This is a genomic window from Parasutterella excrementihominis YIT 11859, assembly GCF_000205025.1.
In the GTDB taxonomy this organism is placed as follows: Bacteria; Pseudomonadota; Gammaproteobacteria; order Burkholderiales; family Burkholderiaceae_F; genus Parasutterella; species Parasutterella excrementihominis.
Genome location: NZ_GL883760.1, coordinates 1 through 13,216 on the forward strand (window position 1 = coordinate 1; position 13,216 = coordinate 13,216).

Genomic DNA, 13,216 nt, shown 5'->3' on the forward strand with positions numbered 1-13,216 from the left:
TAATGAAGATCTAGAAGCGCAAAATTTCAGGTAGATCAACCGCAAGATTTTTCTTTAAAAGTCCTGTATAGTGCTGCTTCTCGATTGAGAGACGGCTAGATAGCTCAGTTGGTAGAGCAACGGATTGAAAATCCGTGTGTCGGTGGTTCGATTCCGCCTCTAGCCACCAGAATTTTTCTTGACGCTGAATTTTCAAACATTCAGTTGCGCATTTAGAAAAACTCCTGTATATTTCGTCTTCTCGATTAAGAGACGGCTAGATAGCTCAGTTGGTAGAGCAACGGATTGAAAATCCGTGTGTCGGTGGTTCGATTCCGCCTCTAGCCACCAGGATTTCTTGAGCCCGATGCCAAAAGCCTCGGGCTCAGTTCTTTTATAACTCGGGGAGTAGCCTCCTGGGGACTGTCAACAAACTTGGCAAAGCCATGGCAGTTCCGGCGCTTGTCTGCGCTTGGCGAGACCGATGAACTTTCGAACGCTTCCGGCGCGGCGACAGTTCATTGTGTTTGGCCGGATAGGAGAAAACTCATGGAAGCCATTCTGGTTGCCATCGGAGCCGTAGCGCTCGCTGAAATGGGAGATAAAACTCAGCTCCTCGCTTTCCTTCTCGCCTCTCGATTTAAAAAGCCGACGCCGATTATTCTCGGCATTTTGGTCGCAACAATCTTTAATCATTCCCTAGCAAGCGCGCTCGGCGCATGGATTACCCACGTCTTCAGCCCCGAAGTAATTAAATGGATCATTGTAGGTTCGTTCCTCGCCATGGCGGCATGGATTCTTATTCCGGACAAAGGCGATGACGATGCACTGAAAAACCACTCCATGCGATTCGGCGTTTTCGGCGTGACGTTTATTACCTTCTTCCTGGCGGAAATGGGCGATAAAACTCAGATTGCAACTGTTGCGCTTACCGTCAAATACGCCACGCCGGTTCTCGTGGTCATCGGCACCACGATCGGTATGCTGATTGCTGACGTTCCTGCTGTTTGGATCGGCGATAAGCTCGCCCAAAAAATTCCGGTCAAACTCATCCGCATTGCCTCCGCAGTCCTGTTTGCTACGATCGGTATTTTGGCCGCGTTTGAATACACGCCTACCGAGCTGTAGTGTGCGCTTGTCTCAAATCAGACTTGTACCTCTGCAGTTCTTTGCACGTCGAGTAAACTTTCTCTGTGATACAGATAGGAGCACATCCTCATGTCAGTTCGAAAATTATTCGCAGGGCTTTTATTTTCGGGGATCTCGCTGCTTGCGCTAAGCGGCTGTGCCGTCGGGCCGGAAAACAACAACCCTACCCAGTTAACCGCTCAATGGGTTGATCCGGCTGCAACCTTCGAGCAAAAGACCATTACCGGTCTGTTAGTAGCTGCTGTTGTCGAGAATCCGACGAACCGCCGGATCTTCGAAGACATCGCCTGCGATGTCTTAGCGTTACACGGGATTCCAAGTACACCGAGTTACCGTGCGATTCCTCAGGCCTCTAACCTAACGATCTTGGGAGGTGGTTTGAATTACAGTGCTCTTTTCAGTGCCGCACGCTTAGCCAAGGCGAGCAATGTTTTGGCAATCCACCAAACGGGTACCAAAACCAATGTGATTTACGACCCGGGAATGACATGGGGACCGGATCCTTTCTGGGGTCCCGGACCCTGGGGCGGTCCTTTCGGACCTGATCCTTTCTGGGGCGGCTGGGCTATTCCGCCTTCCATCACACAGCAAAACATCATCGAGTCCAATACCGAACTCGTCAGCGTAAAAACCGGCGCAGTTTTATGGACCGGAGCTTTCTCTACGGTAAGTAACCAAGCACCGATCACTCAGGCGCTGCAGGAGTACGTCGGAATGGTGCTTCAGGCAATTTTGAACAACGGCTTTCTGATTCCGGTCAGTATGCCGAATTACCAAATTCAGCCTGCGGCCAAATTCAATCCGCAGTCTGCCGGGAACGCGGGCGCCCTTCCTCGTTAAAGAGTCTGGCGATTCTGGCGCAGTCTTGAATGTGCTGATTTCCAATCCACTTCAAGGCTGCAAAGGAGAGACCCGCAGCCGCAGCTTGGCCCGCTATCGGCAGCCATTTTGCTGCCTGTGCAGCCGTTAGCTGAATGCTCAGCTTTTTAAGAACGGCAAGGACTAAGGACTTCGTGATCAGTTTCCCTGCCCAGGCGCTTCCTGTCACGGTAATCAGCTGAAACAGCTGAACCTGTTTGTCCGTCGAAAGATGCTGAATTTGCTGAGGCGTGAGCCCGAATTCCTGATTAATGAAATTAAGAATGGATATCAGCATCGTCACGTCCACCGTTACGTTGATGCCGGGTATCGGGATGGCACTAGCACCCGCTGTCACTAAGGCACGCTGCGTTACAAACTTTTTTGTACGAGCGATACAGTCGAGGATTGCCTGCTCATCCGGAGGTATTTCCTTCAATTTTGTCTCTGCAGGTAAATCCTTCTGTTTAAAGATGGTCAAAGCCCTCATACTCTCATCCTTGCCTAAGCGACTAAACTTAAGGCATAAATAATGCTCTATTTTTAATATTAATAACTAAGCTGCGCAAATGGTCCGACTTATTTTAGTCAGGCCGCCCGATAAGCGGCGCTGTTGGACACAATAGATAGAAAGATGAATCTTTTCGCCCTGGGATTGAACCATAACACTGCTCCTCTCGCTTTGAGAGAGAAGGTTGCTTTTTCTTCTGAAGAGCTGGACACCGCAAACCTAAAGATTCGAGCCATGCTCGGAAATCCTGCCGGTGGCGGTATCAAAGAGGTCGCGATTTTATCGACCTGTAACCGCACGGAAATTTATTGTGCGGCTGAAGACTCCGAACTTGCCTCCAAAAAACTGAAAGAGTTCTTGGCCGAAAGCAAAGGCGTGAAGTTCAATGAACTTGAGGAACACCTCTATGTGTTCTTAAATGACGACGCCGCTCGCCACGCCTTCAGAGTAGCCTCAGGTCTGGATTCAATGGTGTTGGGCGAAACCCAGATCGTCGGCCAGATGAAAAAGGCAGTGAAAACTGCTCAGAAAAACCATGGCCTAGGCGTATTTCTGAACTACCTTTTTCAAAAGACATTTGCGGTCGCCAAAGAAGTCCGTTCTAAAACCGAGATCGGCGCTCACTCCGTATCCTTGGCAGCTGCCGGCGTCCGAGTCGCCTCGAGCATCTTCGGTTCTTTAGAAAACTCCAGCATCTTGTTTGTCGGTGCCGGAGAAATGATTGAGCTCTGTGCTGCTCATTTCTGCGCACAGAAACCGAAAAACATTGCCGTCGCAAACCGCACCGTCGCCAGAGCGGCGGCTTTGGCGGAAACGATCGGTGCAAAAGCTGTCGGACTCGTCGACCTCCCGGAAATTCTTCCGAAATACGACATCCTGATCACTTGTACGGCCAGCACGCTTCCCATCATCGGTCTCGGCATGGTTCAAAGTGCACTGAAGCGCCGTAAGCATCGTCCGATCTTCATGATCGACCTTGCGGTTCCCAGAGACATTGAACGCGAAGTTGATGATTTAGACGAAGTTTACGTTTACACCGTTGACGATCTCGGAAAAGTCGTTCAGTCGGGTATCCAGGGACGTAAAGCTGCCGTCGAGCAGGCCGACAGACTCATCGAAACCAAAGTCGATGAATTTAAGTGCTGGATGACGACTCGCTCCTCCATTCCTCAAATTCTGAGTCTTCAGGAACGAGCCGACGCCCTCCGTATGATGGAGCTTGAAAAAGCCAAAAAAGCCATTCAAAAAGGCGGCGACGCCAACGAAATTTTGGAAGCCATGTCCCACGGTCTGATGAAGAAATTCATTCATGATCCGCTGACGGTACTGCGCAATGATCCCAACCTCTCGCAGGAAGACTACGAAAAGGTTCTGCATTTGCTTGATCGCTTCTATCACTACCACATCCATCATCGCTAGCTGTGCGAAAATTTAGCGATATCTGCCTTCACTTTTGAAGGCTTTTTGTGTTGATATTTCAACTAAAATCGAACGAACTCGGTTAAAGACACAGACATGAAAGACACAATGCGCTCCAAGCTGACCCAACTGGTCAGACGACTTGAAGAGATCGACCAGAATCTTCAAGATCCCGATGTCACATCCAATATGGACCAATTCAGAGCACTTTCTAAGGAACGAGCGGAAATTGAACCTGTTGTTTTAAAAGCTAAAGAATACGAGCAAGCAGAAGAAGACCTTGCTGCTGCCGAGGAAATGCTTTCCGATGAAGAGATGAAGGAATTCGCTTCTGAGGAAATCAAAGCGACAAAGAAAGCAATCGAGCAGATTTCTTCAGAATTGGAAATCCTTCTGCTTCCGAAAGATCCTAACGACGAGAAGAACATCTATCTGGAAATCCGCGCCGGCACGGGCGGTGACGAGTCCGCACTCTTTGCCGGAGATTTGTTCAGAATGTATTCGCGCTACGCCGAGCGTCAAAAATGGCAGGTCGAGTTTGTCTCTGCCAGCCCTTCCGACTTAGGCGGCTACAAAGAAATCGTTGTGAAAATCGTAGGCCAAGGCGCTTATTCCAAACTGAAGTTTGAAAGCGGCGGCCATCGCGTACAGCGTGTTCCGGAAACCGAGTCTCAGGGCCGCGTACACACCTCTGCCTGCACGGTTGCCGTCCTCCCGGAAGCCGACGAAATCGGCGATGTCGTCATCGATCCTTCCGAACTCAGAATTGACGTTTACCGCGCATCCGGCGCCGGCGGCCAGCACATTCAGAAAACAGAAAGTGCTGTTCGTATTACACACCTTCCTACGGGCATTGTGGTCGAGTGCCAGGACGAACGAAGCCAGCACAAGAACAAAGAGCGAGCCATGGGCGTTCTGATCTCACGTATTCACGCTGCCCAAGTCGCCGAAGTTCAGGCTAAGGAATCGAGCATGCGTAAATCTCTGATCGGTTCCGGAGACAGAAGCGAACGTATCCGCACTTACAACTACCCGCAGGGCCGAGTTACCGACCATCGCATCAACCTGACGCTTTACAAGCTTGATTCGATCATGGACGGAGATCTAGACTGCCTGATCTCTCCGCTCACGACCGAGCATCAGGCTGAGCTGCTGGCTGCTCTTGCCGAAGGAGAATAACTTTGACGACCGTCCGTGAATGGCTGTTCTCCAGCTCGCTGGATTCGATTGATAAAAGTTTCATGCTGGAGCACGTGTGCGGTATGGATAAAGCCGCACAACTCATTCACGACGATCGAGTTCTTTCTTCTGACGAAGAACGCAAACTTAACGACATCGCAAAAAAACGCTCTGAGGGTGTCCCGCTCCCCTACCTTCTCGGTACACAGGAGTTTTTCGCGCGCCCTTTTCTTGTCAATCCGTCGGTGCTGATTCCTCGGTCTGACACTGAGTGTCTCGTCGAGTGGCTCATCGAACATCTCCCCAAAAACGCTCTTGTCTGCGACTTAGGCACGGGTTCCGGGTGCATTGCCGCCACCGTAGCCTTAGAACGGCCTGATCTCACGGTATGGGCCTCAGATCTCTCGGAAAGTGCCTTGGCGGTGGCCCAAGCCAACTGCAAGGCTCTAGGCGCCGACGTCAAGCTTGTTCAAGGTTCGTGGCTGGATCCTTATCCGGCTGAATTATCTTTTGATGCTGTCATCTCTAACCCGCCTTACATCGAAAGAGACGACAAGCATTTAGACGCTCTACGATATGAACCGAGAAGCGCTTTAACCGACGAATCCGATGGTTTAATTGCGTATAGAACCATTCTTCCGCAAATAAAGAGAAAGGCGCCCAAGGTGCAGTTGATCGCTGTTGAGCACGGCTGGAATCAAGGAGAGGCCGTTCGGAGTATTTTTGAAGAAAATGGATTTAAAGGGTCTGCGACCTTCTGGGATTACGGAAACAATCCGCGCTTCACGACTTGGATAAAAAATTAGTCTGGGTATGAAAAAAGCCCCGATTAACGGAGCTTTTTGAGTCCCCCTCAGAACCTCTGACGAGAACAAGAATTTGGTGGTGCCCACTGACTGACTTGAACAGACGACCTACCGCTTACAAGGCGGTTGCTCTACCACTGAGCTAAGCGGGCTAACCGAGAACCTGAATTCTACACATTTTTTTGAATTTGTGTTGAACTCAGGCCTAAAGAAGTAAAGAGATGTAAGAATCGAGGGCTTTAGTCCTCTACTTTCACAAACCCGCGTTTCGGTTGGTCCCCGCTCATCTTCGGCTTTTTCATGGGTTCAACATCAAAACGCATACCGTATCCTTCCTCGCGGATAAAGATCGCCTTAACTCGATCAACAGGAATGGAGATGGACTCAACCTTGCCGGCAAATCGGGCCTTGAAGGTGATCAGGTCATTTCCAAGCTGCAGGCTGTCGCACGCAGTCGGGGAAATATTAAGGACGATTTCATTGTTCGTCACATAGTTGGACGGCACAATGACGCGATAATCCTCCGGCTCAGCTAAAACAGAAAGCTGGGGAGTGAAATCGTTGTCCACGCTCCATTCGTAAAAAGCGCGAATGAGGTACGGAGTCATTGAAGGTAAATTGGCCATTCTCTTTCTTCTACTTGCGCATCACTCTTTCAGACGGAGTCAGAGCTTCAATGAAGGCAGGACGAGAGAAAACTCTTTCGGCGTACTTCTGGACAGGCATTCCGGCAGGAGGAAGTTCGATACCGTAGTAGTTCAAACGCCACAGAAGCGGGGCAAGTGCAATATCCAGCATGGAGAACTCATCTCCCATGAGGTATTTCTTTTTTGCAACAGCCGGTGCTAAACCTGTCAGCTGATCTCGGATGGCTTCTCTCGCCTTAACACGAGCTTCGTCGGAGCTAGCTCTGTTTTCCAAAGTGTGAACGTGCTTGAAGATCTCACGTTCGAGATTGAACAACAGAAGACGAGTTCTGGCTCTTTCAACTGGATCAGGCGGCATCAGCTGAGGATGAGGAAAACGCTCATCGATGTATTCGTTGATGATGTTTGATTCGTAAAGAACGAGATCTCTTTCAACCAGGATCGGAACTTCGCCATAGGGGTTCATCACATTGATGTCTTCAGGCTTGTGATAGAGATCAATGTCACGGATTTCAAAATCCATTCCTTTTTCGAAAAGCACAAAACGGCAACGCTGAGAAAAAGGATCAGTGCTGCCTGAGTAAAGAACCATCATAGGCCGTTCTCTCTTAAAAAATATAAATAAATCAAAATGTCAAGGCCCTAAGATTCTAAACGATTAGGGAAAAAATCCCAAATTTTTACCCGTAAGGCCTTGTCTCCCAACGAACTCCCAAAATAAACCTTCACTTTATTTTCAGAGAATTTTTTAATTGCATAATTAAGAAAGTTTCGTTGCTCCAGTAGAGAAAAATTATGGAAAAAGTTCAGAAACAAGCCACCACGTTCTTTAAAGAATTTCAGGCTTTCATTTCGAAAGGAAATGTCGTTGACTTAGCCGTCGCGGTGATCGTCGGTGCCGCCTTCAACAACATCATCAGTTCGTTGGTAAAAGACATCATCAATCCGATCCTGGGTGCCCTTATCGGCAAGCCTGATTTTACGAATCTCTTCTGGGTCATGAAGATGCCGGCCGACTACACCGGTCCTATGACTTACGATGCACTGACCAAGGCCGGCGCCAACGTATTGGGCTACGGTGCTTTCCTTACCGCCGTTATTAACTTTCTTTTACTGGCATTCGTTATCTTCTGCATGCTGAAAGCCCTCTCCTCCATGCGCAGGAAGCTGGAGCTTGAAGCCGAAAAAGCCACTCCTCCGACTCCGGAAAATATCGTTCTCTTAAGAGAAATTTTGGCAGAGCTCAAGAAGAAATAATTCTTTATAGAGGGAAGGGAGGCTGCGGCCTCCCTTTTGTTTTAGAAGTTCCAGTTTGCTCTTGCCGTCAAGGCTGCATCGAGCTTGCCGTCACCGGTTGCTGCCGAGGCAGCCAGACCGCCTTCGAAGCGTCCTTGTTTCACAGAAACCGCCATAGTTCCGAAACCGTTCCAACGGCGGAAGTTCTTCTGAGATATATCTTCTTTCGCTTCAGTTCCAACCGCAAACAAGCGAGACTCCTTCGACAACTTCCCGACTTTGACCGATCCGCCCAGTTCTCCCTTCAGGCGGATTTTTGTATCCGCTGCAGAAGGAATCGTCCAGCTTCCTCTCAGACTCAACGGCACCTCTGCAAACACTTGAGCTTTATTCTTCAGTCTAAAGGCATTCTGGGAGCCGATGGATGTCTTCTCCGTTGCTTTAGGAAACACCCACAGTTGGGGAGAGGCTGCGATCGAGAGCTCATCTGTCAATGCATAAGCGACATCTCCTCCGACGTTAAATAACGTCTCAGGGACGCGCGTCTTCAGTTTGTCCATCTGCATCGAGCCAGGCAAAGAAGAAGTGATCTTCCCTTTGGAGTGACCGACGCTGCCGTTCAATGCAGCGGAGATTTTCTCGAATCTCTTACCAACGGAGAGAGAAAGGCCGAAAATATTTTGCTTTCCGGACGCGTCCAAGACCGTATGTCTGCTCTTCGAGGAAACATGACCGCCGTCAAGAGATACAGACCAGCTTAGACCGGCCGCATTTTTCCCGGCGGCTCCTATGCGCACGGTTTCAGAGGTTGCGCGGTACCTTGAAGAGCCGAGGTAGCCTCCGAGGTTATTTGAGAAAAATAAACCGCCTCCAACGTCGCCAAACATATAAATGCCCGGTTCTTTCTTTTCCATGATGGTATGAAGTTCCCCAAGCGTCTTCTTCATACTTTCTCCGCGAACACGGAGCGTATTTAATCGAGTACCTAACAGAGAGCCGAGCTGTGTCGCTTCCTTAATCAGTTTATGAGACTGCTGAGGGTTAAAGTAAGCTTCGTTGTCCACGCGAGCAAAGAATTTTTGGGCCGCATTCAAAGAGTCGACTGTAAAACCTTCCGGGTTGTCATAGAGCCAGCCCTGAAGCTCCGGATAGACAAAGTTTTGAGAATTGATTTCTCCGTGCTTAATGAACCAACCTTCTCCTGCAACATTTTCCAGTTTCAGGGAGAGATTAGGGTTAAGCGACACGAGGTTCACATCGGATCTTCCGTTGATTTCCGAAACAGTCGTATCCGTCAGCTGATTGCTTCCGAATGGATCCACCACAAAGATCGAGCTATTCGGCTGGAAGGAGAGAGAACCGTCTGCGGCAGAAGTAAATACAGGAGCATCTGCTCGACCGCGCATCAGCAGCGCACTGCCTCCCCCAAACACGACACCAGTTTCCCCTGCTCTTGTAGCTGCATTGCCAAGACGAATAATGTTTCCATTACCCAGAACTTGGGTTTCATTTACGACCAGAACAGCCTTTGAAGGATTGCCAAATTGCTCCAGAATGGACAAAGTCTCAGGAACTCCGTAGCCGTTTCCATCTCCTGATGCATCGTCTCCTAGAATCAGCACGCCTCCGTTAGCGACCTTGATCTGATTATCCCTTCCCTCCCATTTCTTAAGATATAAGGAAGCTTTCTGTTCGGAGTCAGGGGCACCTCCAATAGAAATATTGGAACCAAAAATTTCGGCCTGATCAAATTGTGCCTGCCCCCCTTTTGTGAGACTGAGAGTTGTCTGAGACAAACCTTTATTTTTTGTTCCAAGAGTTAACGTACCTGTCTTCAGAGAACCGGCCACATTTGCTTCGGCATTCTGAACGACCAGCGTGTTAGAGGTAAGGACACCGGCAACATTCATCCCTCCGCCGGTCACTTCAACAGATTTATCGCTCAGGACTTCTGCCCCGGCACCAACATCTAACTTACCGGCCGTTTGATAGAGTGAAGCGTGCAGTTCTGTATTGGAAAGCTCTTTGAAGTTTGTTTCACCTTCGTTAACGATCAGGGCATTTTCGAAGGTTAAAACAGAACCCGAAAAATTCAGTTTGCTGCCATCCTCAACGTAAACCGCAGCCGTTAAGTGCGCTTTTCCGGTCTTTCCTCTGCTTTCTTCCGTTATTCCGTGAATCGTTAAGCTCGAAGAATTGGTTAAACCGACAATCTTGATCTTCTCATCAATTGCAGCAACCGGACCCGGAGCGTAAAGGGCAATGTCGGAGTTGTTGAGCTTTAAGTGATTTGTATTGCCAGACGTCAGAGACCCAATGCGGATTGTTTGGCCAGTCAGCTTGTCGCTTCCTTCCAGATCTAAGCGAACAGAAGCCAGAGCCATATTCGGCTTATCCAACAATCCATAGTGATTGTTAAGAGTGACTTTGTGGATGTAACCGCTGTTCTCGTCGATAAAAACTTCTCCGGTAAAAATCAGTTCGGCTTTCTTATAGGCGTCGGAGGCTTTGTTGAGGTATTCAAGAGAAGCTTTTTCATCGGTCAGAGTAATTTTTGAGAAGGGTTTGGACCATTTTTCAGCAATCTCTCCGAATAACAGCGTCGCGCCCACAGACATGTCAGAGACAAAGTCCTTGGCCGACACCGTGAAAATATTTTTCGACTCTGAAGTAAATTGGACATCTGCAAGATTCCAACTCTCATGTCTCAACTGCGTATCAGAAACAATTTCAAGAGTTCCGCCTATCTGCTGATAGATTCCTCCGAAGTCGCCTAGATCCCCTTTTAAATAAACTTCTGCCCCATCAGCTATGACCTTTCCATTCCCTGTGAAAACTTTTCCAGCTTCTATATTAAGCGAAGAGGAGGCTTTCAAGCATGCGGAAGATTCGAGATTAAAAGCCGTCCCGAGCGTCTTGAACGAAGAAGGGCCACTCAATTGAAAGAGAGATCTGACCGAGTTCCGTGTATGTTCCCCAACTTGAACCAGCAACGCAGGGGCTGAGCTGTAGTCTTTGACAGTAAGTTTGTCCAAAAAGTGGAGCTCCGTGCCATCTGCCACACTTATTGCGAGGAATCCTGTGCCGTTCAATCTCTGAATTTCTAAATTAACGGCCTTCTCAAAATTTACTTGAAACTGGCTGTCAGGTATTGTCTGGATTCCTAGAACACGAGAAGCGGATCCCTCGTGGTTTACATCCAATATTTTTAAATCTAGTTCTCGATTTATCGTAATTGGTTCCGAACTTGAAATTGAGACATGGTGAGAGCTAAATGTTAGAAGAGCAGACTCCACCCCTTCATTGATAAAACCGTACTTGAGCTTTGGAAGATCTTCCTGAAGATCGTTGATCAGTTGCTCTGCAACATCCCATTCAACATTTGTGAGGACGGGCGTCCCCTGTGAAAATGCGGACAGAAATTTTTCGGTCTCCTCCTCAGTGCTTTCCTCTGACCACCAAGTCAAGTCTTCCGATTCCCAAAAGTTAAACTTATCGGGCTTAGTATTAACCGCCTCTGCGGCAGCAAAATGGCAAATAGATAAAAGAACTGCACCGGCAACAGACCGATGCAGCATGTCCGAAATATTTTTTCGCGGCATGTAGCTGCTCCGTATATAGTCAGCCCCGCGTTCAATCTATATCGGGTTGTCGATGTTCACAAAGCTGACATTTAATTGTGGAAAACGAGTAGCTAACCATTGCGATAGTGCTCGAATCCCTAATGTCTCACTTGCGTGATGGCCGACCGCGAAATACGGAACTCCTAATTCCCTTGCTTCTAGAACCGTGCGTTCACTAATCTCGCCGCTCAGGTAGGCCTGAGCGCCTGCGTCTGCCGCTTTTTCGAGATAGTCTTGTGCCGCACCACTGCAAAAAGCAACTCTTCGTATAGAAGGGGGAGAGTCTACGGGCACAACATAGGGTACCCTCCAGAGTACCTCGGTTAGTTTGTCAGTGAGTTTTTCAATTGTTACAGGTGGGTCAAACTCTCCCTGCAAGACAAGGGGTTCGTCCGGAAGGGGTGTTACATCTTTTAATTTCAGCAAGCGTCCGAGCTCGTGGTTATTACCTACTTTCTCATTCGCATCAAGAGGTAAGTGATAGGCAATGAGATTAATGTCGTGCTCTAACAGCTTCTTAATTCGCGTTCTTTTAATGCCGATAATCCTCGGATTTTCGTTTTTCCAAAAATAGCCGTGGTGAACAATAATTGTGTCCGCATCCCTCTTCACAGCCTCATTGATGAGAGCCTCTGAGGCCGAAACGCCGCACACGATGTTCTTGACCTCTTTTTTGCCCTGAACCTGCAGGCCGTTGGGACAGTAGTCTCGAAATTTTTCCGGCTCCAACAGTTCGTTGAGCGCTTCCAGAAGTTTTTGAATTTTCATTAGCTTCTTTCCAGATGAAAACTGCCGGGAGTCCCGGCAGTCTTAAACATCATGACCAAATTACGGCATAACTAAGCCGCTGCCGCCGGCACCTTCCGGAGGCGTAAAGCCGGGCTGACCCGGAACTACAATCTTGCTTGCAGCTGCGCGGCGCAGTTCCTGCAGCTCTTTCATGGTCTTTTCGACGCCGGCCTTGGCGGCTTCGCGGTAATTTGCGACAGCGGCTGCGAGGTTATCGGCCTCGATATCAAAGGAGATCGGAAGAGCGCCCATCTGAGTCATGATTTGGGCTTCGCCGGTATAAATAACCTTACGGCTTTCGTCCACTTTGCCTTCAGCTGTTACGGGCACCAGGCAGCGAATCACACCGATCTTTCTGTCGGTGTAAATTTCTTCGCGGAAAAGGTTGGCCGCGTCCATCTGCTCCTGGCCCTTTTCGGCTTCAGTCTTAACTTCTTCAGTCATTTATCTATTACTCCTCAAATTCTGTTCTGTGTATTTTGACTCGAGATTTGACTCCGGATTTGCAAAGAGGCTCAAACAGAGCCTCTTTCCCGTAATCATCTGTAAACCATAACGGGGATCTTGGAATGAGTCAGAACTTTCTGAGTTTCACTGCCTAAAAGCACCGCGGCAAAGCCCTGTCTGCCGTGAGAGGCCATGAAAATCAAATCGCAGTTGTATTCATTGGCGGCATCGATAATCGCTTCGGCCGGAGAGAAGGATTTGAAAGCCACAACTTCGCAATTAATGTCTTTTTTCTCAACCAGTTCGCGAGCGATTTCCAGTCGTTCCTGAGCCATTTCTTTAACTCTGGAATCGTATTGATCAATACTTTCAGGTCTGTACTCAGAGAGATTGGTATAGCTGTAAGGCTCAATAACGGTAATGATGACAATAGAGGAACCCAGAGCCTTGGCAAAATCGGCCGCGGCTTCCAGCGCTTTATCAGAGAGTTCGGATCCGTCTGTCGGAACCAAAATACGGTTATACATAGCTGACCGTCCTTTTAAGAATTTTATTTGCCATAAGTGTAATAGG

Annotated in this window: 13 protein-coding genes and 3 tRNA genes; 8 read left to right on the forward strand and 8 right to left on the reverse strand. The window is 48.7% G+C overall.

Going from position 1 to position 13,216, the window contains the following annotated elements:
* Positions 1-93: 93 nt before the first annotated feature.
* From HMPREF9439_RS11400 to HMPREF9439_RS11415, 4 genes are all read left to right on the forward strand, one after another.
* A tRNA-Phe gene (locus tag HMPREF9439_RS11400) sits at positions 94-169 on the forward strand.
* 85 nt (positions 170-254) lie between these two features.
* Positions 255-330 (forward strand) — tRNA-Phe (locus HMPREF9439_RS11405).
* 198 nt (positions 331-528) lie between these two features.
* On the forward strand, positions 529-1,107 hold the full coding sequence (locus HMPREF9439_RS11410; protein ID WP_008810131.1) for a TMEM165/GDT1 family protein: 579 nt from the start codon (positions 529-531) through the stop codon (positions 1,105-1,107).
* 90 nt (positions 1,108-1,197) lie between these two features.
* Entirely contained in the window at positions 1,198-1,968 is a 771-nt protein-coding gene (locus HMPREF9439_RS11415) for a hypothetical protein (RefSeq protein WP_008810132.1), read from the forward strand.
* Here the strand turns inward: HMPREF9439_RS11415 and HMPREF9439_RS11420 are convergent.
* Positions 1,925-2,425 carry a hypothetical protein gene (locus tag HMPREF9439_RS11420; protein WP_240141135.1) on the reverse strand — a complete coding sequence of 167 codons (501 nt, stop codon included), beginning with the start codon at positions 2,423-2,425 and terminating at the stop codon, positions 1,925-1,927. The two genes, HMPREF9439_RS11415 and HMPREF9439_RS11420, sit on opposite strands and share 44 nt — an antisense overlap.
* Before the next feature lie 195 nt (positions 2,426-2,620).
* On the opposite strand from HMPREF9439_RS11420, the gene hemA reads away from it, so the two are divergent.
* The 3 genes from hemA to prmC all read left to right on the forward strand — a co-directional run bounded on the left by hemA (position 2,621) and on the right by prmC (position 5,901).
* The gene (gene hemA / locus HMPREF9439_RS11425; protein ID WP_008810134.1) at positions 2,621-3,916 is read left to right on the forward strand and encodes a glutamyl-tRNA reductase; all 1,296 of its coding nucleotides are present in this window, start codon (positions 2,621-2,623) and stop codon (positions 3,914-3,916) included.
* 96 nt (positions 3,917-4,012) lie between these two features.
* The gene (gene prfA / locus HMPREF9439_RS11430) at positions 4,013-5,095 is read left to right on the forward strand and encodes a peptide chain release factor 1 (protein WP_008810135.1); all 1,083 of its coding nucleotides are present in this window, start codon (positions 4,013-4,015) and stop codon (positions 5,093-5,095) included.
* A 2-nt stretch (positions 5,096-5,097) separates the two neighbouring features.
* Positions 5,098-5,901, forward strand: coding sequence for a peptide chain release factor N(5)-glutamine methyltransferase (gene prmC / locus HMPREF9439_RS11435; protein ID WP_040603662.1), 804 nt, complete (start codon positions 5,098-5,100; stop codon positions 5,899-5,901).
* Positions 5,902-5,978: 77 nt separating this feature from the next.
* Here prmC and HMPREF9439_RS11440 read toward each other — a convergent pair.
* From HMPREF9439_RS11440 to HMPREF9439_RS11450, 3 genes are all read right to left on the reverse strand, one after another.
* Positions 5,979-6,053: transfer RNA gene (locus HMPREF9439_RS11440), tRNA-Thr, on the reverse strand.
* A gap of 87 nt (positions 6,054-6,140) precedes the next feature.
* Positions 6,141-6,527, reverse strand: coding sequence for a ClpXP protease specificity-enhancing factor (locus HMPREF9439_RS11445; protein ID WP_040603664.1), 387 nt, complete (start codon positions 6,525-6,527; stop codon positions 6,141-6,143).
* Positions 6,528-6,537: 10 nt separating this feature from the next.
* Positions 6,538-7,143 carry a glutathione S-transferase N-terminal domain-containing protein gene (locus HMPREF9439_RS11450; protein WP_008810138.1) on the reverse strand — a complete coding sequence of 202 codons (606 nt, stop codon included), beginning with the start codon at positions 7,141-7,143 and terminating at the stop codon, positions 6,538-6,540.
* A 200-nt stretch (positions 7,144-7,343) separates the two neighbouring features.
* On the opposite strand from HMPREF9439_RS11450, the gene mscL reads away from it, so the two are divergent.
* A complete protein-coding gene (mscL, locus tag HMPREF9439_RS11455; protein ID WP_008810139.1) occupies positions 7,344-7,805 on the forward strand; it encodes a large conductance mechanosensitive channel protein MscL in 462 nt (153 codons plus the stop codon).
* Between the two features lie 41 nt (positions 7,806-7,846).
* Here the strand turns inward: mscL and HMPREF9439_RS11460 are convergent, their stop codons facing one another.
* The 4 genes from HMPREF9439_RS11460 to HMPREF9439_RS11475 all read right to left on the reverse strand — a co-directional run bounded on the left by HMPREF9439_RS11460 (position 7,847) and on the right by HMPREF9439_RS11475 (position 13,170).
* Complete coding sequence (locus HMPREF9439_RS11460) at positions 7,847-11,386, reverse strand: hypothetical protein (RefSeq protein ID WP_008864982.1); 3,540 nt, start codon at positions 11,384-11,386, stop codon at positions 7,847-7,849.
* A 36-nt stretch (positions 11,387-11,422) separates the two neighbouring features.
* A complete protein-coding gene (locus tag HMPREF9439_RS11465; RefSeq protein WP_008810141.1) occupies positions 11,423-12,175 on the reverse strand; it encodes a Nif3-like dinuclear metal center hexameric protein in 753 nt (250 codons plus the stop codon).
* A gap of 60 nt (positions 12,176-12,235) precedes the next feature.
* Positions 12,236-12,640, reverse strand: coding sequence for a hypothetical protein (locus tag HMPREF9439_RS11470; protein ID WP_008810142.1), 405 nt, complete (start codon positions 12,638-12,640; stop codon positions 12,236-12,238).
* A gap of 95 nt (positions 12,641-12,735) precedes the next feature.
* Positions 12,736-13,170 (reverse strand): universal stress protein, encoded by a 435-nt coding sequence (locus HMPREF9439_RS11475; protein ID WP_008810143.1) that lies wholly within the window; start codon positions 13,168-13,170, stop codon positions 12,736-12,738.
* Between the last annotated feature and the right edge of the window lie 46 nt (positions 13,171-13,216).

Bases quoted from the DNA above. Each gene is read 5' to 3' on its own strand.
- prfA (WP_008810135.1), top strand. From the start codon at position 4,013: ATGAAAGACACAATGCGCTCCAAGCTGACCCAACTGGTCAGACGACTT.
- HMPREF9439_RS11475 (WP_008810143.1), bottom strand. From the start codon at position 13,170: ATGTATAACCGTATTTTGGTTCCGACAGACGGATCCGAACTCTCTGAT.
- mscL (WP_008810139.1), top strand. From the start codon at position 7,344: ATGGAAAAAGTTCAGAAACAAGCCACCACGTTCTTTAAAGAATTTCAG.
- HMPREF9439_RS11415 (WP_008810132.1), top strand. From the start codon at position 1,198: ATGTCAGTTCGAAAATTATTCGCAGGGCTTTTATTTTCGGGGATCTCG.
- HMPREF9439_RS11465 (WP_008810141.1), bottom strand. From the start codon at position 12,175: ATGAAAATTCAAAAACTTCTGGAAGCGCTCAACGAACTGTTGGAGCCG.
- HMPREF9439_RS11410 (WP_008810131.1), top strand. From the start codon at position 529: ATGGAAGCCATTCTGGTTGCCATCGGAGCCGTAGCGCTCGCTGAAATG.
- hemA (WP_008810134.1), top strand. From the start codon at position 2,621: ATGAATCTTTTCGCCCTGGGATTGAACCATAACACTGCTCCTCTCGCT.
- HMPREF9439_RS11445 (WP_040603664.1), bottom strand. From the start codon at position 6,527: ATGGCCAATTTACCTTCAATGACTCCGTACCTCATTCGCGCTTTTTAC.
- HMPREF9439_RS11460 (WP_008864982.1), bottom strand. From the start codon at position 11,386: ATGCCGCGAAAAAATATTTCGGACATGCTGCATCGGTCTGTTGCCGGT.
- HMPREF9439_RS11470 (WP_008810142.1), bottom strand. From the start codon at position 12,640: ATGACTGAAGAAGTTAAGACTGAAGCCGAAAAGGGCCAGGAGCAGATG.
- HMPREF9439_RS11450 (WP_008810138.1), bottom strand. From the start codon at position 7,143: ATGATGGTTCTTTACTCAGGCAGCACTGATCCTTTTTCTCAGCGTTGC.